15 protein-coding genes are annotated in these 18,770 nt (G+C 68.9%); 4 read left to right on the top strand and 11 right to left on the bottom strand.

What is annotated here, in order from left to right; all coding sequences use genetic code 11:
• Positions 1 to 2 precede the first annotated feature (2 nt).
• The 4 genes from OVA11_RS14330 to OVA11_RS14315 all read left to right on the top strand — a co-directional run bounded on the left by OVA11_RS14330 (position 3) and on the right by OVA11_RS14315 (position 3,417).
• Entirely contained in the window at positions 3 to 2,000 is a 1,998-nt protein-coding gene (locus OVA11_RS14330) for an acetyl-CoA carboxylase biotin carboxylase subunit (protein WP_268067992.1), read from the top strand.
• 41 nt (positions 2,001 to 2,041) lie between these two features.
• Positions 2,042 to 2,497 (top strand): DUF805 domain-containing protein, encoded by a 456-nt coding sequence (locus OVA11_RS14325; RefSeq protein ID WP_268067991.1) that lies wholly within the window; start codon positions 2,042 to 2,044, stop codon positions 2,495 to 2,497.
• Between the two features lie 72 nt (positions 2,498 to 2,569).
• Positions 2,570 to 2,974, top strand: a complete 405-nt coding sequence (locus OVA11_RS14320; RefSeq protein ID WP_268067990.1) for a DUF805 domain-containing protein — start codon at positions 2,570 to 2,572, stop codon at positions 2,972 to 2,974.
• Positions 2,975 to 3,015: 41 nt separating this feature from the next.
• On the top strand, positions 3,016 to 3,417 hold the full coding sequence (locus OVA11_RS14315; protein WP_268067989.1) for a DUF805 domain-containing protein: 402 nt from the start codon (positions 3,016 to 3,018) through the stop codon (positions 3,415 to 3,417).
• 197 nt (positions 3,418 to 3,614) lie between these two features.
• Here the strand turns inward: OVA11_RS14315 and OVA11_RS14310 are convergent, their stop codons facing one another.
• Genes OVA11_RS14310 through OVA11_RS14265 form a run of 11 tightly spaced genes read right to left on the bottom strand, consistent with a single transcriptional unit; the run spans position 3,615 to position 18,747 of the window.
• Positions 3,615 to 3,896 carry a hypothetical protein gene (locus OVA11_RS14310; protein WP_268067988.1) on the bottom strand — a complete coding sequence of 94 codons (282 nt, stop codon included), beginning with the start codon at positions 3,894 to 3,896 and terminating at the stop codon, positions 3,615 to 3,617.
• 60 nt (positions 3,897 to 3,956) lie between these two features.
• Entirely contained in the window at positions 3,957 to 4,763 is an 807-nt protein-coding gene (locus OVA11_RS14305) for a DNA adenine methylase (RefSeq protein WP_268067987.1), read from the bottom strand.
• A gap of 12 nt (positions 4,764 to 4,775) precedes the next feature.
• Complete coding sequence (locus OVA11_RS19855; RefSeq protein WP_442780894.1) at positions 4,776 to 5,540, bottom strand: hypothetical protein; 765 nt, start codon at positions 5,538 to 5,540, stop codon at positions 4,776 to 4,778.
• A 1-nt stretch (position 5,541) separates the two neighbouring features.
• Positions 5,542 to 5,931 (bottom strand): DUF1353 domain-containing protein, encoded by a 390-nt coding sequence (locus OVA11_RS19850; RefSeq protein WP_442780893.1) that lies wholly within the window; start codon positions 5,929 to 5,931, stop codon positions 5,542 to 5,544.
• Positions 5,928 to 7,580: a hypothetical protein gene (locus OVA11_RS14295; protein WP_268067985.1), complete on the bottom strand. Its 1,653-nt coding sequence runs from the start codon at positions 7,578 to 7,580 to the stop codon at positions 5,928 to 5,930. Before OVA11_RS14295 ends, OVA11_RS19850 begins: the two co-directional genes overlap by 4 nt.
• A gap of 1 nt (position 7,581) precedes the next feature.
• Positions 7,582 to 8,403 (bottom strand): hypothetical protein, encoded by an 822-nt coding sequence (locus OVA11_RS14290; protein WP_268067984.1) that lies wholly within the window; start codon positions 8,401 to 8,403, stop codon positions 7,582 to 7,584.
• Between the two features lie 2 nt (positions 8,404 to 8,405).
• Entirely contained in the window at positions 8,406 to 10,559 is a 2,154-nt protein-coding gene (locus OVA11_RS14285) for a tail fiber protein (protein ID WP_268067983.1), read from the bottom strand.
• Entirely contained in the window at positions 10,556 to 11,431 is an 876-nt protein-coding gene (locus OVA11_RS14280) for a hypothetical protein (protein WP_268067982.1), read from the bottom strand. Before OVA11_RS14280 ends, OVA11_RS14285 begins: the two co-directional genes overlap by 4 nt.
• A 1-nt stretch (position 11,432) precedes the next feature.
• Positions 11,433 to 12,977 carry a hypothetical protein gene (locus tag OVA11_RS14275; RefSeq protein WP_268067981.1) on the bottom strand — a complete coding sequence of 515 codons (1,545 nt, stop codon included), beginning with the start codon at positions 12,975 to 12,977 and terminating at the stop codon, positions 11,433 to 11,435.
• A complete protein-coding gene (locus OVA11_RS14270; protein ID WP_268067980.1) occupies positions 12,974 to 18,415 on the bottom strand; it encodes a tape measure protein in 5,442 nt (1,813 codons plus the stop codon). The genes OVA11_RS14275 and OVA11_RS14270 overlap by 4 nt, the downstream gene beginning before the upstream one ends.
• Positions 18,412 to 18,747 carry a DUF1799 domain-containing protein gene (locus tag OVA11_RS14265; RefSeq protein WP_268067979.1) on the bottom strand — a complete coding sequence of 112 codons (336 nt, stop codon included), beginning with the start codon at positions 18,745 to 18,747 and terminating at the stop codon, positions 18,412 to 18,414. The genes OVA11_RS14270 and OVA11_RS14265 overlap by 4 nt, the downstream gene beginning before the upstream one ends.
• Between the last annotated feature and the right edge of the window lie 23 nt (positions 18,748 to 18,770).

The raw sequence follows: 18,770 nt of genomic DNA, 5'->3' as shown, positions 1-18,770 counted from the left end.
CGATGTTCTCGAAGATCCTGATCGCCAACCGTGGCGAGATCGCAGTCCGGGTGATCAAGACCTGCCGTCGTCTGGGGATCAAGACGGTGGTCGTCTACTCCGACGCTGACGCGGGCAGCCTGGCCGTGGAGATGGCCGACGAGACCGTGCACATCGGCGCCTCGCCGGCCAATCAATCCTACCTCGTCGCCGACAAGATCATCGCCGCGTGCAAGCAGACGGGCGCGCAGGCCGTGCACCCCGGCTTTGGCTTTCTGTCCGAGAACGCCGGCTTCGCCCAGCGCTGCGCCGACGAGGGGATCGTCTTCATCGGTCCCAACCCCGGCGCCATCAGCGCCATGGGCGACAAGATCGAGAGCAAGAAGTTCGCCCAGGCCGCGGGCGTCTCCTGCGTGCCGGGCCATATCGGCGAGATCGCCGACACCGCCGAGGCCGTGAAGATCTCCGAGGAGATCGGCTATCCGGTGATGATCAAGGCGTCGGCCGGCGGCGGCGGCAAGGGCATCCGCGTGGCCTGGACCCGCCAGGACGTCGAGGAAGGCTTCCCGGCCGTCCGCGCCGAGGCCAAGGCCAGCTTTGGCGATGACCGCATCTTCATCGAGAAGTTCATCGAGAGCCCGCGCCACATCGAGATCCAGGTGCTGGGCGACAAGCACGGCAATGTCGTCCACCTGTTCGAGCGCGAGTGCTCGATCCAGCGCCGCAACCAGAAGGTCATCGAGGAGGCCCCCAGCCCGCTGCTGGACGAGGCCACCCGCAACGCCATGGGCGCCCAGGCCGTCGCCCTGGCCAAGGCCGTGAACTATGACTCAGCCGGCACGGTCGAGTTCGTCGCCGGCCAGGACAAGAGCTTCTTCTTCCTGGAGATGAACACCCGCCTGCAGGTCGAGCACCCGGTCACCGAACTGATCACGGGCCTGGACTTGGTCGAGCAGATGATCCGCTCGGCCTATGGGGAGAAGATGGCCTTTGGCCAGTCGGACCTCTCGATCAACGGCTGGGCCATCGAAAGCCGCATCTACGCCGAAGACCCGTACCGCAAGTTCCTGCCCAGCATTGGCCGCCTGGTGCGCTACGACCCGCCGGCCGAAGGCGAGAAGGACGGCTACAAGGTCCGCAACGACGCCGGCGTCCGTGAGGGCGACGAGATCTCGATGTTCTACGATCCGATGATCTCCAAGCTCTGCACCTGGGCGCCGACGCGCCTGGCCGCCATCGACGGCATGGGCCGGGCGCTGGAGGACTTCCACATCGAGGGCCTGGGCCAGAACATCCCGTTCCTGGCCGCCGTGATGGACGAGGCGCGCTTCCGGTCGGGCAAGCTGGCGACCAGCTACATCAAGGACGAGTTCCCGGAAGGCTTCAACGGCACGACCCCGACGGCTCTCCAGCTCGACATCCTGACCGCCGTCGGCGCGGCGATGCAGCGGGTCTACGCGACCCGGGCCCGCAGCTATGAGTCCGGCCTGATCGGCGAGGCCCGCGACGCGTGGGTTGTGGCGATCGGCGACGTGCGCCGGCAGGTCAAGGTCGCCGGCGAGGACGGCGCGGTGGCTGTCGAGCTGCTCGACGAAGGCCGCACCCTGTTCCTGACCGACATCGACTGGCGTCCGGGCAAGCCGGTGTTCAAGGCCGTGCTGAACGGCGTGGCCTTCACCGTCCAGGCCGCCCCGGCCGCCGAGGGCTTCACCATCCGCCACCGCGCCGCCAAGACCCGCGTGCTGGTGCTGACCCCGCGCTCGGCCGAGCTGCACGACAAGCTGCCCGAGAAGCAGGCGGCCGACACCTCCAAGCTGGTGTTGTCCCCCATGCCGGGTCTGGTGGTCTCGATGGACGTCACCGCCGGTCAGCAGGTCCGCGAGGGCGAGGTGGTCTGCGTGCTCGAAGCCATGAAGATGCAGAACATCATCCGCGCCGAGCGAGACGGCGTGGTCAAGGCGGTCAACGCCAAGGGCGGCGACCCGGTCGCGGCGGATGAGATTCTGGTTGAGTTCGCGTAAGAGAAGTTTTCTTCTCGGTTTCGTGGCCTAGGAGAACTTCTGTGACCTTCACCCAGACGATGCTGAGCTTCCAGGGTCGCCTCCGTCGTCGCGATCTTTGGATCTACTGGATCGGGTTGTTGGTGGTCGCCGCGACCCTCTTTGTGCTCCTAGAGCGGCTGCTTGGTCTCGATTTGACCGAGCACCGTTCCTGGATATTGACGCTGCTGACTGTCTGGCCGAGCTATGCGCTGCTCGCCAAACGCATGCATGACCGTAACCGGTCGGCCTGGTGGGCGCTGCTGCTGCTCGGTAGTGAACTGGCGGGGCGTATCGAAGCCATGGTCGGTTTCCCGCGGTCTCTCTCGCTGACGAGCGACGTTGTCGGCATCCTTGTCTTGCTCTGGGTCTTCATCGACTTCGGCTTGCTGGAGGGGACGCCCGGCGACAATCGCTTCGGGCCGTCGCCGAAGGCGCCGCGCGAGCCTTCGCCCTCGGAGACGCCGGCTGTCGCCTAGGCGGACTTCCAGCGGTCTCCGTCAACGCCTAGATTGCCGCGAGCGGTGCATCCACCGACTCGGAGCAGGCGAATGAGCGATCGTAGCGAACTGGCGGAACTGTTCCTGTCGTCGAACGGCAGGCTGGCGCGTACGCCGTTCCTGGTCGCCTCGGCCGTCGTGGTCGGCGTCGCCGTCTTTTACGAGGCGATCGCCAACTACACCCTGCACTGGCTGACGGGCTGGTTCGTCTATCCGATCCTGCTGTTTACCGGCGCCTGCCTGCTGTCCAAGCGGCTGCATGACCGGGGTCGGTCGGGCTGGTGGTCGATGTTGATCCTGATCGCGGTGGTCGCTGTGTGGCCGCAGCCCGAACACTTCCTGGATTTCCTGTTCTCGCTGGTCATCCTCTGGTCGGTGGTCGAGCTGGGCGTGATGGGCGGCGAGCAGGGCGCCAATCGCTATGGGCCCAACCCCTTGAAGACGATTTCCATCTAGGATCTACTTTCGTCCGACGTTCACGTTAGGGGCGAAATGCGATGATCCGGCAGTGGTTCGACGCGCGTGGGGTGATCGGGCGGGACGCCTATCTGGCCCAGACGACCCTTGCCTGGCTGATCGGCCATCTGGGCTTCATCGTCTATTTCTGGACCTTCGCCAGCGGCGGCGGTTTTGCCGGTCTTGGCGCGATGCTCGATCATCGGGCGATGACCCTGGACGCGATCGCGCGCGACGCCGGCTGGGTTTGGGCCGCTCTGACGGCGGGGCTGTGGCTGGCGCAGGTCTGGGTGCTCGCGGCCTTGTCGTCCAAGCGCCTTCACGACATGGGGCTGGGCGGCTGGCTGGCGGGCCTGACGCTGGTTCCCGGCGTCGGGATCGCGGCCTGGCTGGCGCTCTGCGCCTGGCCCGCCAAGGGGGCGGGGGTCGTTCGGACGGCTTGAGAGCTTTCGTTGATTTCGCCTCCCCCGCGGGGGAGGGGATAGCCAAAAGCGCGTGGCGCGAATGCACCCTCTCCCAGCGGGAGAGGGCCGGGGAGAGGGCCGGGGAGAGGGAATACGGCCTTGGCCGGTGTAGCGCGACATTTGGTTTCGCAGCGCGAGACACTTGGTTTCGCAGTGCCTCTGAAAATCGGCAAGGCCTAAACCCCGGCCAGGGTCAGGGGGCGGGCGAAGCCGGGGGCTCGATGGATCCACCCCTCCAGCTGCATGGGATAGCCCAGGCCGTCGCTGTAGATTGAGACACCGATGTCCCGGCCGCCGCAGTCGCCGCAGGCAAACCACCCCATCCTCTGCAGCTCCTCGATCGTGAAGGCCCGCATGGCGCGGCACTCGGCCTGGGCGGGCCGCTTACGGCTCCAGCCGCAACGGCAGCCCGTGTAGAGGGTCAGGCCGTGCTCCTGACAATGACCGAGGGTTCGCATCGCGCTCTCCTATCGCCGGCCCCATCCTGGAGCTAGGGGCCGGCGCAGGGCAAGGCGGCTTTAGGCCGGGGTGATGATGACCTCGCGGGCCGGGGCGGCCCCGACGCCGGCGACGCCGTAGTGGGTGCCCACGGCCTCGATCTGGAAGTCCTTGAAGGTCTCGCGCACGCCTGGAACGTCATTCAAAGACATTACGAAGCGCCCTTTAAGCGCCTTCAAACGGACCGCCAGGGCCTCGAAGTCGGCCCGGCTGAACATGCCGTCGCCGTAGTCTGTCTCGCAGGCCCAGTAAGGCGGGTCGAGATAGAAGAGCGTGCCGGGCGTATCGCGGCGGTCGATGAACTCGGCCCAGGGCTGGCACTCGATCTCGACGCCGGCGAGACGGTCGCGGATCTCGGCCAAGTCGCCGGACAAGCGGGTGACGTCGAAGCGAGCAGGCCGATCAAGCGAGACACCATAGTGGCGGCCGTTGATCTTGCCGCCGAAGGCCAGCTTTTGGAGGTAGAGGAACCTCGCGGCCCGCTGCAGGTCCGTCATCTTGGCCGGGTCCAGGCTCTTGAGCCGGTCGAACTCCGCCCTGGACGAGATGTGGAACCGGATTAGGTCCATGAAGGCCACATAGTGATCCTGGAGCACGCGGAAGAACGTCCAGACGTCCCGGCTCCAGTCGTTGATCACCTCGGCCTTGGGGCGCAGACGGCGGCGAAAGAACACCCCGCCCATGCCCACGAAAGGCTCGGCGTAGGTGGTGTGGGGAATGGCCTCGATGCGGGCGACCAGGCGCTTGGCCAGGTTGCGCTTGCCACCGAGGTAGGGCGCCGCCGGCTTAACGGGCGCGACGGCGGTGAAAATCGGACTCGACTCCATGCTTACAGCTACTCAGAAAGGCCCCGCCGGTCGGACCGGTGGCGGGGCGAAAGGGGCGTGCACCCCCGGACGTGAGGGGCACCTATCCCCCTCGGCTTGGAGCGTTGGCGCGCTCCAACCCCCGCCTATTCGGCAGGAGGCGTCGTGGAAGAGATCGAAGCCCAGAAAGCAGAAATCGCTGAGCTGAAGTGCTCGGTTGAGGCTCTGGCGCGCAATCTCCAAGCGCTGAGCAACCAAAGATCCTACCCGCGCACAGAGAGGGAGGAGATCGAGTGGCGCGAGCAGCTCGGCTACGCGCGAACCGACCTCGCAGTCGAGCAGCAGCGACTGGAACTCGCTCGAGGTCAGCTGGACGCGCTCCTGAGGGAACAGGCCAAAGAGGAAGCCCGCAAAGCCGAGGAGAGGGACCGCGCCGAGCGGCAACTGGAAGACCAGAAGCTGGCGGAGCTGCACCGCGCCAACCTGGACGACTCGACCTACTGGCTGCGTCGACTGATGCTTCAGCCCCAACTCGGCAACGGCGCTGCGTTCTTGGCCCTCGCGGGTGGGGTTCTCCAAGCCGATGACATCCAGGCCGCCGCCCAGCTCGCTAAAGAGCCGTTTTCCTGGTTTGCGGCCGGCTTGGCCGTCTCGGCCGTCCCTCCTTATTTTCTCTGGGCAAGCCGATCTGAACCCAAGCTGGCGAAGGCTTTCGAGACGGCCGCCTTCTACTTTACGCTGCTGTCCGGGGCCTTTTTCCTCGTAGGCCTGTGGGACGGCGTGATGGTGATGCGACACGCTAAGCAAGCTCTCGCAGAGCAAACCAAAGCCGGATCGCCGCCCACATCGCCCAGCGCACCGGCAGCGAAGTCCCCGCCACCTTCGCTGCCTCGCGAAACACCCGCGCCGCCGCCGCGTAAGTCTGAGCCTCAGGGTGCGGCCGCCCAGCCCGCAGCAGATCACAAAGATGATCGTGGATGACGGCGGCGCGACTGTAGGTCCCCCAGGCCGGCAGGATCGGCCGAAAAATCATGGTCGTCGCGCCATCGGTGGTCATTCCGGCCGGGGCGATCACCCAGCGGCCAGACCCCTTGGAGCCGACCTCGTAACGGAGCTGCTCTTCCAGGCGCCACAGACCTTTGCGAGCGTTCAGCTCCGTGATCGTCAGCTCGCCGGTGAACGCGCTCATGCCGACAGCACCGCGAGCTGGGCGTCGTCCAGGTCGCCGCCGACCACAATGCGTTGGATGTAGCCGTTGAGCGGAACACTCCCGCCCACTCGTTGGCCGAGATCGAGCCGGTTCATCCCGCTGATCGCTTTAGCCGCAGAGCCTGCCGTAACTACGCCATCCCAGGCCGCCTTGACCGAGCCGTCGCCACGCAGGCGCGCCGCGCCCTTGAGCACTCGGGCGCCGGCCTTAGCGGATGATGTGCCGGTAAGCACGCCCTGGCTTCCGCCATCCACGCGCGCGGTCGCGCCAGCGGAACGCTCCAAGTCTAGCCTGTTTGCAGAACCTGCGTCTGATGCGGCGGCAAGCACCTGCACCGCCGCGTCGTAGGCGCTCAGATCTGCCGCCGCCGCCAGCGTGATCGGAGAAGGCACTGTGTCCTTTACGGAGATTGCTGAAGCCACAGCCGGCCCCGCATTGCCGCGCCGGAAACGAAGCCAGGTCGTCGTCGCGGTTGCGACAAAGGTTCGAGATTGCTGGCCGACAGAAAGGCCCGTCGCCGTCAGCAACTGCTGGCCGCCCTGGCTGGTGCCAATCAGCACCGCCACCGTGTCGGTCGTTATATTGGCCCGCAGCGTATAGAGGCGCCCAACCTCGGTCGGGAAAGACAGGTCGGCCGTGGCGGTGTTCGTCCCGTCGCCGCTGAAATTAAGCTGCCCAGCGGGGCTCTCGGTCACGGTCGACGCCCCGGCGTTGGTCAGCGTCCAAGGCCCCGACAGCAACTCCGTTCCATAGGTGACGGGCTCTCCGAGGATCACCCCCAGTCCCGTCACATAGGCGATGTCTGCGGCGCGACTGGCTCCTGCGCCGTTAGACGCATTGGCGATCGGCGAGGTCCAGAACGCGCCAGCGTCGTATTGATCGAGGATGAAGTAGAACGTTCCCGGTGTTGAGGTGCCTTCGCCATTGTGCCCAAGGCGCAGCACACGCCCTGCACTAGATTGAACATTCTCCCGTCCAACACGGGTGAATCCCGCGCCCAGGGAGATGCTGTTCACCATGCTGGTTGAACCGCTCTGTCCAATCCAGGCCACGCCGCCTTCAACGTGGGCAAAGGCGCTGAAGCAGAGAGCAGTGTTCGCGGCGGAGGTTCCGCTCAAAACCACCCCTTGATAGGGCTGCGATCCGTCCATGACGACCTTGTAGACGGAGGTCGTGATGTTGCGGACTGGCGAGGCGTCGAAGGCAGCCTTTACGGTCGGCGGCAAATCCGCGACGGCCACGACAGAAACAACTGCGCCGTTCATGGGGATCACGGACGACATGACGCTTGTCGGGCTGATGTTCACGGACGTCGAGTACCGCGTGCGCGCCTCCTCGATCAGCAGCCCGCGATCGGTGAGGCGAGGCTCTCCCGCCGCGAACGGCGACAGCAGCCCGGCTCTGGTCTCCGCAAAGCGCGGCTGACCGTTGCTGGTGGCCCCCGAATACGACCAGCCAGGGATCTGGCTCAGGTCCGCGTACCGGTCGTTCAGCCGCTTGTAGAACGGCCTTCCACGGCTCTTCGAACCGATGAAGTCCAGCACCAGGCCGTGGATCTGCGGATCCGGATCCACCACCGGCCAGGCCCTGGGCGAGGCCGCGCCTTCGCGAAGGGGCTTGAGCCGCATATCAACCCTCCGTCCAGCCGGCCGAGAGGTCGATCGCGTCGAGCGCGGCCTGGTCGGCAGCGTCGGCGATCAGGCGCTTGAGCGCGCCGTAGCGCGCCAGGTTCAGCGACTGGCGGGCCAGCAGCGCGACCTTGGGGCCGTCGCCGATCGTCAGGACGGTCAGGACGCCCATCGCCGTGGTCTGGATCCAGACGTTGTCGTCGCACTTGATCGGGATGATCGCCGAGGCCTGCCCGGCCATCACGGCCGCCGTGGCGGCGCTGTGCACGGCCGTCCAGTTGGTCTTGTCTTCGAGCCCGCGCATCTGCAGCGAGCGCACGCCGGCCGGGCCGACGTTGACGCCCAGGTCGTCGACGGCTTCGACGGCGCCGAAGTCCCAGGCGAAGTTGGCCGTGCTGATCGTCTGGAAGACGGCGTCCAGGCGCGCTCGCAAGGCGCGGCGGGCCGGCTCGATCGAGATCTCAGCCGCATCCTGGAGCCCCCAGGCGTCGCCTTGCCAGACCGCGACCACGCCCGCCTCGGCCGGGGGCGGCGGCGCGCTGCGGACCCAGCCCGCCGGGCAAGCCGCGCCGGCCTCGATCAGCGTGCTTTCGCTGGCATAGACCGAGGTCTCGGGGTCCACGCGGTAGATCGCGATCAGCTCGACAGGCGGCGGTTGGATGGACCAGGCCTCGCCGGTCCAGGTGGCTGTCTGGGCCTCGTCCAGCACCGGCGGCTCGGCGATGATCCAGCCGGCCGGGATCTCGACCTGGTCGTCGGCGAGCTGGTCGACCAGGCCCGTCCAGACCAGGGTTGCGGGGTCGATTTGGCAGATGGTGATCATGGTCAGAGCGCCTTGATGTAGCTTTGCAGGTCACCCGCCAGCAGCGGCACGGGGAACTCGGTGGCGGCGTTGTGCGCGAATGAGGCCAGCACCGTGGTGATCGCGCCCGTGGGGGCTGCGAACTTGCCCGCGATCGGGCGTAGCGGTGCGGTGATCGAGCCCAGGGCCTGCGGCATGGTCACCCGGCGCCAGCCCGTGAAGTCCTCAGTGGCGAAGAACTGGACCCGCGCGCCGACCGTCGCCTTGAAGTGATGGGCGCCGTTGAAATGGCCCAGATAGCCCGTGAAGGTCGGGGTGCCAGGCGGCGGCTCGCGCAGCGTGAAGGTCAGCAGATCCGGGCTCGTATAGACCTCGCCGGTCGCCATGAGGCAGACGAACAACCCGGCGCCGACCTCGACCGAGGCGGGCGCTGCAGGAAGGCCCGTGACGGCCGCGTAAGAGGCCATGGTGGTCGCCCGCTGAAACGACGCCGGCGACGGGCAGAAGAGCCCCAGAACGCCGTTGGCGATCATCGCTTTGGGGCTGTCGGGGTCGGTGGTCGGCCCCGCGCCCCAGGAGCTTAGATTGGCCCAGTTGGCGCCTTCGTCGGTCGAGAACCTAATCTGGGCGGAAGCGCCGGCTGCGCCGCCGACAGCCACCACGGTCGCCGCGCCATTGATGACGCCATAGGCCATCGACGAGATGCAGCCCTGGCCGTTGTTGAAGGTCCCGAACGCAGCGACGTCGGCCCAACCCGTCGTGCCGTTCGCGCTTGAGACCAGCGAGCGGTTCGTTGAGGTCGCATGACGGCCGTAGACGAGGTAGCTGGCCGCGATCTTGATCGCGCCCAGGCCGTTGCTGAAGTTGGCCGTGTTGGCGGCGCGCTCGGTCCAGGTCTGAGCGTCCACGCTGGTCTGAATGTGCCCGTTCAACCCCGTCGCGATGGCGAAGGCGGGCTCGACGAGCATCCCCAAGGTCGTAAGCCCCGCCTTGGGCGTCGGCGTCGTGGCCGTATAGCTGGCGAACCTGTCGCCGATCGCGGCGGCCAGAGCGGGATAGCTGGTCTTGAGGTAGCTGGCCCCGTCACACGCCAGGAAGCGCGCGCCAGGCGCGGTAACGGCTTTGATGACCGCCCCCACCGCCAGCGCCTGATAGGCGATCGCCTGGGCCACCTGCAGCGGGCTCATCACGGTGCCGGGCGCGGTTCCGGCCTCGGCCTCGGCCTGGGTCGAGAAGGTGATCGCGGCGGCCGAGGCGGCGGCGGCCGCCGCTGCGGTCTCCGAGGCCACCGTGGCGGTGACGTCACGGATCGACATGCGCCGCACGCGCGCGGTCGAGCCCGCCGCCGCCCCGCTGTCATCGGACTTGCGGTTGATGTCGACGGCTGGGCGCAGCCAGATCGCTACGCCGGCCTGCGGCCAGGCCGTGCCGCCGGTGGGGGCGACATAGGCAAAGCGGCGGGTGATCGTGGTCACGCCGGCCGGGGTGACCACCAGAGGCCCGGTCGCGGCCGCGCCCGTCGAGGCGTAGTCCTTGTCCAGGCCCTGCAGGCGGATGCGCGCGGCGGGCGTTTCACCAGCGCCGACCACCGTCTGCTCGATCTCGACGGCGATCTCGATGACGTACTCGGGGCCTGCGGTGATCACGCCCTTGTGGGCCAGGGTCGCCGCGCCGGCCGCTTGATAGAGCAAGCCGTAGCCGGCGGCGTTGACGATCTTGGCGCCGGCCGGCGAGGCCACGGCCGAGGGATCGCCCACCAGGGCCTCGGTGAAGGCCGAGCCCGTGGCGTCCAGCCGGTCGGGGAAGTTGGCCAGCATCAGGCGAAGGGCGCTGGTCGCCGTAGCGACGGCTTCGTTGGCCTTGTTGGTCGCGGCGACCTCGGCGGCCTGGGCCGCGAGCTTTGCGGCCGTGGCGGCGTCGGACAGATCCGTCATCGCTTCGACGGCGGCGGTGTTGGCCGCATTGACGGCCGACAGGGTCGCGTCGTTGTCCGCCTCGATCGCGGCCTTGGTGGCGGCGTTGTCGGCGATCATCTCCACGGCGGCCGTGCCGACGTCGACCAGGGCGGCCGGGAAGTTCTCGACGTGGCCGCCGTTGTCCATGCCGCCGGGGTTGGCGACGCTCTGCGGCAAGCTGTTGTAATGGCCGCTGGTCAAACGGTCGGTGGCGGCGCTCATGCGATGACCTCTCGGAAGGTGGCGGTGGCCGTGTGCAGGCCGGGAAAGCCCAGGGTGGGCTGCGGGTGCAGCGCGATGGTCGCGGGGAAGCAGTCCCGCAGAAGGCTCGCCGGGTCGCCCAGATCGGGCACGAAGAAGACCACCCCGGTGTCGGACGCCCGGATCGAGGCGTCGGTGATGCGGTCAGCGTCGGCCGCCGTCAGCATCGACCAGGTCACCCGTTGCTGGCGGCGCGGGCGACGGGCTTCGGTGATGAGCCGTCCGGACGGCGTCTCCTCGATCAGCGAGCGCACGATCAGCTCGCGCTGGCGGCCGCGATCGAAGTTGCGCCAGGGTGACCAGCCGAGGCCGATCAGCAGGCCGCCGATATCGATCCAGCCGTCCGGATTGTCGCGGTCGTCCAGCTCCACGCGCAGGCGCTTGCAGAGCGTGCGGGCGGGCAGCGGCATCCAGCGGTGGCGCGGATAGAGGTCCAGATCACGGGCCAGCGGCTGACCGGTCCACCAGTTCGGCGCGCCCCAGTCCAGCGACGAGGACTGCCAAAGGCGCGGCACCACTGGCGTCCATTCGCCCTGGTAGATTGGGTTATCCAGGTCGCCGTCCGCGCCCGCGATCGTCAGCCGAAACAGCGCCGTGCGCGACAGCGTCGTGAACAGCAGCGCGATCAGATTGATCGACTGCGCCCAGGGCAGCTCCGCCTCGAACTGGGTGCCGTCCAGGTCGGTGGCGTCCACGAAGCGCGCGGGGCTCTTCAAGTACTCGCCGGCCGGGATCTGCAGGTTGGAGAGCGGCAGCGTCGGCAGGCAGTCGCCGCCGGTCAGCGTCGCGTCCAGGGCGATGTTCACGTCGATGAGCTGGCCAAGTTCGTCCATGTCAGCCCCACAGGGTCCAGGTGGTCATGTCACGGCCCGGCGAATGGGGCTCCTCGACCAGCAGCACGAAGGTCTCGTCGATGCCGCGCGGCGGGTAAGTCAGGCGCACGGTGGCGCCCAGCTCGACGGCCATCACCGCATCGGTCAGGGGCATCTGGACCTTCCAGAGGGTGCGGGCCGCGCCATCGGGCCGCAGGCCAAACAGCGTCTTGAGCTGAGCGGCCAGCGCCAGGGCGTCGGCTTCCGAACGCAGGGCGGTTTGAAGCTCCAGGGTGCGCCAGGCGCCAGGGCCGCGCGCCTTGGCGGCCGCGTCCTCGACCTGGGCGTACCGATACTCAGCCTCCAGCCCGATCGCGGCTGCGGTGCCCTTCAGGGCCGGCGCGATGTCGTCGGCGCGGAAGGTGGTCCAGATGCGCCCCCATCCCACACGCACAATCCCGGCCGGGGTCGGCGCGCTGGGATCTTCGATCAGGTCGATGATGTCGAAATAGTCGATGGCGTAGTCGGCGACCGGCTTGGGCGGCGCCAGGCGCACGGCCTGCCAGACGCCGGCGCGGTCGGGCAGCACGGCGGCCAGAACCGAGCGGCTCAGCCAGCCCAGGATCTCGCGGCCGGCGCCGCCGCTCTGGTCGAAGACGCCGACCGGGGCGGTCGAGGCCAGGCCTGCGATGCTGGCTCCGATCCGATCGCCCGGCACGCCCAGCCGGGCCAGCAGGCGCGCCAGGATCGGCCCGGCGGTGTTCACATAGCCGCCGCCGGCGTCGCCCAGGAAACCGAAGGTCGCCGCGCCCACCGGTGTGGTGTTGGCCTTGAACAGCCCGCGCTCAAGGTCGGTGGCGTAATGAGCCGGCGCGGGCGCCCAGGCGTCGAACGCAGCGCCGACCTTGTCGCCGTCGCTGGCCAGGCCCGCGTCGTCGCCGCGATCGAACACCCCGCTGAGCCCGGCGATCTGCCCGTCATGCAGCTGATAGACGCCGGCGGCGACCTCGATCCGGGGCGCCGGGATATGGGCGGTCGACAGATCGCCGAACGCCAGGGGCTTGGGGCGGCCGGTCAGCTCGGCGGGGCCGGTATAGCCGCCCGCGCCGCTGTAGAGGTTGACCTGCAGCGGCTGATCAAGCTCGACCCGAGGGTCATAGAAGCCCACTGAGACGGGCGCGGAACGCTTGGCCGAGCGGTCATAGGTCGGCAGGGCCGCGCGGCCCTCGAAAAGGCTCACGGCCGTGGCGAAGGGCGAGCCCTCGGTCCAGCGATAGACCCGGACCTCGCCCCAGATGTGGGTGCGATAGGTGTCCAGGGCGCCGTCGCCGTTGGCCAGGCTCAACTGCGCCACGCCCCAGCCGGCGCTCAGGGTCGACAGGTCTTCGACCAGCGCGCGGCGCAGCGCCGGGGCCTGGGTCAAACGATCATCCCAGATCGCGTTGGGGCGCAGGGCGTCGGTCGGAGCCATCGGCCGGATGGCGCGATCGGCGAACCGCAGCGTGGTCGTCGCGCCGCCCGGCGCGGTGACCTCGACCTCGACGAGGATGACCGTGTCGCCGCTCATTTCTCGACGGCCCGGCGCATATAGGTGGTGGTCAGTTGCTGGCTCTGGGCCAGGGCCCCGACCTGGTCGGCCAGTGCGCCGATCTCAGCGGCGGTCTCAGCCGCGCTGGCGGCGAACGCACCGCCCAGGCCGGCCAGGCCGTTTTCCAAGGCGACGCCCACCTTGGACAAGCCGTCGGTGACCGCAGAGCGGACGTCTTCGGTCTTGGTGGTCAGCTTCTCAAGGGCTTCCTGCAGCGTTTTGGTCTGCTCGCCGGTCGTTTCCTTGTGCAGGGTCTGGAGCCAGGGCGAGAGCTTGACCTCGATCGGCGCGGCCGGGCGCAGGGCGACGAGCTGGGGATCCAGCGAGGTCTCGATCTTCTTCAGGAGGTCGGTGGTGCGCTTGGCTTCGGTCAGGCGCGGATCCGCGCCGACCAGGCCCGCGCCGCTGGTCGCGGCCAGACCCTGAATGTCGCCCTGGACCTTGTTGAACAGAGCCAGGCGCGCGGTGGCGCTGGAGGTGGCGGTGCGATCAGCCGACAGCAGCTGGTCGCCCAGGCCGGTGATCTGCGAGAGCGCATCGGCGTCGCCGGCCCGCGCCCGTTCCAGGACGCGCTCATAGCTGGCCATCGCGGCCTGGCGCTGTTCGCCGGCGTTGAGCGGCGAGTTGGCGCCCACACCGAGACTATCGAGCCAGGCCTGCAGGCGCGGACGCGCGTCAGCGAAGGCGTCGGTGGCGTCGGTGGCGCTGTCGGCCAGGCCCTGCATCACCTCCTGGATCTGCAGGTCGCGAAGGCTGGCCAGCTTGTCCAGGACGTCGCCGCCCAGTTGGCCGGCCGCCACCATCGCCGAGGCCGTCTCGATCTTGGCCGCATAGTCGCGGTTGATCTGCTGGATCTGGGCGGCGACCGGATCGGTCAGTTGCAGGATGGCGTCGTCGATGCCCGAGGCGAAGTCGGCGGCCGCCTTCTGGGCGCTGGCCGCATCCTTCAGGGCCTGGGCCGCGTCGCCGGCGGCGTCGCCCAGCTTCTTGATGCTGTCGGCGACCTGCAGATCGCGCAGCGTGTCGAGCTGGGCGAAGATCTCGGTCGACAGCTTGCCGGCCGCGACCAGGCCGGCCGCCTGCGTCTTCATCTCGGCGATGTTGGCCTCGATGTCGCCCAGGGCCTTGGAGCGCTCGAACCCGGTCGGATCGCGCAGTTGGGCGATGGCGTCGCCGACAGAGCGCTGGAAGGCGTCCGGTTCAAGGCCCGCGAGCGCCCCGGCTGCGCCATCGGCCGCCGAACCCAGACGCTTGAGCGCCTCGTCGACCTGCAGCTCCTTCAGGCGCTCGATCTTGCCCAGGACGTCCTCGGTCGCCAGGCCCGCCGTCATCAGCTCCTGGGCCTGCGCCTTCAGCGCCTGGTAGTTGGCGTCGATCGCGTCCAGGGCCTGCTTCTTGGCGTAGGCGGCCGGATCGACGAGCTGCTGGATGGCGTCGTCGATCGAGCCCGCGAAACCGCCGGCCGTGGCCATGGCGGCGACGACCTGGTCGATGGTCGCGCCTGCCGCCAGCAGCTTCTGGGCATAGGCCGTCTGGGCTTCGCTGGCCCACTTGGCGTTGGCGATGATGGTCTTGGTCGCCGCCTCGATCGCGGCCGAGACGTCGCCGACCGCCGTGTCGATCGAGGTCCCGTTCGAGAAGTTCAGGTGGGTGCTGTCGCGCGTGCCGATGTCGATCTTGCTGACCGTGGCGCTCAGGGTCGCGCCGCCGGCGACGAGCGCGGCCTGGATCTGGGCGACAGCCTGGGCGACCTGAGTGGCGGCCGCCGTCGTGGCGTCGGTGCGCTTGGCTCCATCCATCGAGACGACGTTGCCCTTGGCGTCCAGCGAGGCGACGGCCGCCTGGTTGGAGGGCTTTCCGGCCACCAGGCCGCCGATCAGGTTGCCGGCGATCGAGCCCAGGATCGCCCCGCCGGGGATCGGGATGAAGCTGCCGATCGCGCCGCCGATCGACGAGCCGATCTGGTTGCCCTTGTTCTGCTTAAGGCCCAGCATGCCGGCGACCGACGAGACCAGCATGCCGGTCCCCGCGCCGCCGATCGCGCCGCCGGCCATGCCGCCGAACTTGGCGGCGTTCCAGCCGCTCATCCCCAGCTTGCCCAGGACGCTCGTCGCCAGGCTCGCCGCGCCGGTGGTCAGACCGGCCAGCCCGCCGGCGGAGTTAAACAGCGAGCCCAGGCCGGCCGCGCCGACGACCTGGCCAAGCCCGCTCCCGGCGCCAAGGGCGTTCATCCCGCCCACCGAGCCGATCACCGCGTTGATCAGGATGTCGATCGGCTGGGCCAGCAGCGCGTTGTAGACGGCCTCGCGCAGGCGCCGCTCGACGAAGTCGCCGACGTCCTCAAAGCCCAGGCGACCGCTTTCGATGAAGGCTTGCTTCAGGCCCTCCTTCAGCTCGCCCTTGGCCTTTGCGTCCTGGGCGGCGGCCTCATCGGCCAAGGCCAGCGCGCGGGCGCGAGCCTCGACTTCGGCTTCGGTCCAGTCGGCGTGTTCGGCCAGCAGCAGCGACTTGCGCTGCAGGTAGCGCTCCTCGGTGGCCCGCTGGCTATTGGTCAGCTGCGCCAGGCGCAGCTCTTCGGCCTGGCGGGCGGTCAGGTCGGCGCTATCGGCGGCGGCGCGGGCGGCGAAGAAGGCCTCGGCCTTGGCGCGCAGAGCGGCGACCTGGTCGTCGGTCAGGGTCTTGCCGGCGCGTTCAAGCTCCTGGCGAACGGCCTCCTCGCGCTGATAGGCGACCAGGGCGGCGGTCCCGCCGGCGACGGCGCGGGCGTAGTCGAGTTCGGATGTGGTTCGCAGCGCCAGGTCGCGGATCTGGGCGGCGACCCGCTCGGCCTTTGCCGTCGCGATCGACTGCTTTTCCTTGGCCTCGGCGGTGGCGATCGCGGCCTTGGCGTGGTCCAGGGTGGCGCCCGTGAGCTGGTCAAGCGTGTCGACGCCCAGCTGCTGCAGCGCCTGGACGCCGGCTTCCCTGACCTGCAGCGTTTCGAGCGCGGCCTCGCCCTCGAGGGCGGCGGCCGAGCGGCGCTGCAGGGCGGCGGTGTCGGCTTCGGCGGTCTTCTGCAGGCCGATCGCCTTCTCGATCCGCTCGTTGGCGATCTTCAGGCGTTCGGTCTCTTCGGCCCGGCTGCGGATCTGCTCGACCAGGGCCTGCTCGGCCGCCGTGAGCTTGGGCCGATCAGCCAGCGCCAGGCGCTCCACCGCCTGGCGGCCGGCTTCCTTGATGTGCCAGTCGTCCAGGGCCGCGCCGCCCGCGATCAGCGCGCGGGTGTAGGCTTCCTGGGCGAGCCGGAGGGCTTCGAGATCCGCAGACTTGTCCTGGGCGCGAAGGGCGACCCGGTCAGCCTTGGCGTCGCCGCCGGTGGCGGAGGGCGGGCTGGATGCATCTTCGCGGTTGGAACTGGGGTCGAGCAGGATGCCAAGCATCCGGGCATCGAGCGCCGCGTTCATTTTCAGCAGCCCGCCGACTTGCTCTTCGCGAGCTCTCAAGCCGGAAAGATCGAGATTGTAGCCGCGATACCAGCTGGTGAACGAGTCCACCCAGCCGCCGACAACGTTTCGGGCCTTAGTCCCCAGACTTGGGCTTTCGAGCTGATCGATCTTTGCCGCGTTGGCTTCGCGCTCCGCGCTTAAAGCATCGTATTTTGCTTGCGCCTTGGCATTGGCAAGTCGGAACGTCTGATCGGCGAGCCCCCTTACCGAGTTCGCGAGGGCATCGGTCCCCGCGACCGCGCCCTGGCTTTCCTTTCCAAGCGTTCGAACACCATCAGCCGCCGGACGCGCATAGGAAGCCGTATCGCGCATGACCTGGGCGAACCGCTCGCCGGAGGCCTTCAGCTCCTCTTGGGCGCGCTTGTTATCGTCTAAGGCCGAGGTGACGCCGTAGATCGCCGCGCCGGCCAAACCGAGCGCGATGCCCCACGGCCCGCCCAGCATGGTCATCAGGCCGCCGAACAGGGCCTTTGCGCCTTGGGCGGCCGCGCCGCCGGCGGTCGTCGCACGAGCCAGGCCCACGGCGGCGGCTTCGGCCCTGGCCGATGCGCCGGCGGTGGCGATCTGGGCGGCGGCGAGGTTGCGCTCGGCGGTGGCGACCAGGGCGCGCCGTTCCGACAGCGCCATGGTCGAGACCAGGCTGGCCGCTTCGGCGCGGGCCTGGGCCAGCGTCGCCACAGCCGCCTGCTCGTTGGCCAGCGCCAGGTCGCGGGCGGTGGCGGCCGCGCGGACCTCGGCCTGAGCGGTGGCCAGGATGGCTCCGCGGAGCGTCGTGACGGCGGCGGTCTCGCCCTGGGCGGCGACCACCGAGACCGCGCCGGCCGACTGGGCCGCCTGGGCCTTGGCCAGGTACGCGGCGGCCGCGCCACGGGCCTCGCTGGCCGAGGTGACCAGCCATTTAGCGAGACCAATCGCAACGACCGCGCCGGCGACGGCCTGCACCTCGTCCAGGTGTTCGACCAGGAAGGCCGCGCCCTGTGCGGCGGCGCTCAGACCTTCGCCGAGCGACTTGCCCAGCGCCTGGGCCGCCTCGCGGGTGTCGGCCGATCCCAGCTCGGCGTTGAGCGCCTGCAGGCCGCTGGTCAGCCCTTCCAGGAAGGCCATGCCCGCCGTGGCGGTCAGGCCATCGGTGGTGTTTTTGAAGTCGGCGAACGCCAGACGCGCCTGGCCGATCGGCGTGGTCAGCGCCGCGTCAATCTTCGGCCCGAACTCTCTGGAGAGCTGGGCGGCGAACTTGGGCAGGAAGTCTTCGGAAAGCAGCTTGCCGCTATCGACCAGCTTGCCGAACTCCTGGGTCGTAAGGCCCATCGCGCGGGCGGCGACCTGGTATGCGCCCGGCAGAGCCTCGGCCAGTTGCTGGCGCAGCTCCTCCTGGCTGACCAGGCCCTTGTTGGCGATCTGGCTGATCGCCTCCATCGCCGACTTCTGCTTCTCCTGGGAGAGGTTCAGAACCGTGCCGGCCTCGTTGAGGCCCAGCCAGATGTCCTTGGTCTTCTGTCCCGCCAGCGCGGTGCCGTTCGTGGCGGCCGCCAACTGCAGATAGCCGGCGGTGCTCTCGCGGATGACGAGACCCAGGCGCTCGGACTGCTCGCGCACGAAGCCTTGAGCGTCGGCCGCGCCCTGAGCGCCGCCGGCGACCGCCGACAGACCCGTGGTCAGGCCCGCAGTGGCGAAGGCCGCGTCCTTGAGCTGGTTGACCAGCTCGCGGCCGCCCAGCAGACCAAGGGTCGCGCCCAGCGCCGCACCGGCCGCACGGGCGCTTCCGGCCGAGCGTTCAAAGCTGGCCGTGGCTGTCTGGACCTCGCGCATGCCGCCGGCCGCGCGAGCGCCGGCCGGGGCCAGGCCCTCGACCTCGCGACGCACCGCGCCGACCACCTGGCTGGTGTTGCCGGCGCTGGCTTCAAGGCGGAGACGGGCGACGAGATCGGTCAAGCGGCGGCCTCCGCCCAGGCTTCAAGGGCGTCGATTTCCATGTTGCGGATGCGGATGAAGTCGTCGGCCGAGATCTCGCCCAGGCCCGCCAGGCGCGCGGTGATCTCCAGAACCTCGTACTTGAGGCCGGTGCGGACCATGCGGGCGGCCGACATGGTCGACAGCGCGACGCTCGACCACTGGGTCTGCATCGCCAGGAAGAGCCGCACGGCGAAGGCGTTGTGCGGATGGACCGCGAAGGCGTCGGGCGCCCGGCGCTGGGCCATCAGGTCGGCGGCGGCCTTCTGGATCTCTTCGGGCGGGTAGCCGAAGGCGCGGAGATCTTCGAGCATGCTCTCGATCTCCGCCGTCACCA

The sequence above is a fragment of the Caulobacter sp. SL161 genome (genome assembly GCF_026672375.1).
In the GTDB taxonomy this organism is placed as follows: domain Bacteria; phylum Pseudomonadota; class Alphaproteobacteria; order Caulobacterales; family Caulobacteraceae; genus Caulobacter.
The sequence above is the reverse complement of the archived record's forward strand: the minus strand, read 5'-3'. Positions and strand labels throughout refer to the sequence as shown.

Coding starts and splice junctions, on each gene's coding strand:
- OVA11_RS14315 (WP_268067989.1), top strand. CDS start 3,016: ATGATCCGGCAGTGGTTCGACGCGCGTGGGGTGATCGGGCGGGACGCC.
- OVA11_RS14320 (WP_268067990.1), top strand. CDS start 2,570: ATGAGCGATCGTAGCGAACTGGCGGAACTGTTCCTGTCGTCGAACGGC.
- OVA11_RS14290 (WP_268067984.1), bottom strand. CDS start 8,403: ATGATCACCATCTGCCAAATCGACCCCGCAACCCTGGTCTGGACGGGC.
- OVA11_RS14295 (WP_268067985.1), bottom strand. CDS start 7,580: ATGCGGCTCAAGCCCCTTCGCGAAGGCGCGGCCTCGCCCAGGGCCTGG.
- OVA11_RS14330 (WP_268067992.1), top strand. CDS start 3: ATGTTCTCGAAGATCCTGATCGCCAACCGTGGCGAGATCGCAGTCCGG.
- OVA11_RS14285 (WP_268067983.1), bottom strand. CDS start 10,559: ATGAGCGCCGCCACCGACCGTTTGACCAGCGGCCATTACAACAGCTTG.
- OVA11_RS14265 (WP_268067979.1), bottom strand. CDS start 18,747: ATGCTCGAAGATCTCCGCGCCTTCGGCTACCCGCCCGAAGAGATCCAG.
- OVA11_RS14275 (WP_268067981.1), bottom strand. CDS start 12,977: ATGAGCGGCGACACGGTCATCCTCGTCGAGGTCGAGGTCACCGCGCCG.
- OVA11_RS14310 (WP_268067988.1), bottom strand. CDS start 3,896: ATGCGAACCCTCGGTCATTGTCAGGAGCACGGCCTGACCCTCTACACG.
- OVA11_RS14305 (WP_268067987.1), bottom strand. CDS start 4,763: ATGGAGTCGAGTCCGATTTTCACCGCCGTCGCGCCCGTTAAGCCGGCG.
- OVA11_RS14280 (WP_268067982.1), bottom strand. CDS start 11,431: ATGGACGAACTTGGCCAGCTCATCGACGTGAACATCGCCCTGGACGCG.
- OVA11_RS19850 (WP_442780893.1), bottom strand. CDS start 5,931: ATGAGCGCGTTCACCGGCGAGCTGACGATCACGGAGCTGAACGCTCGC.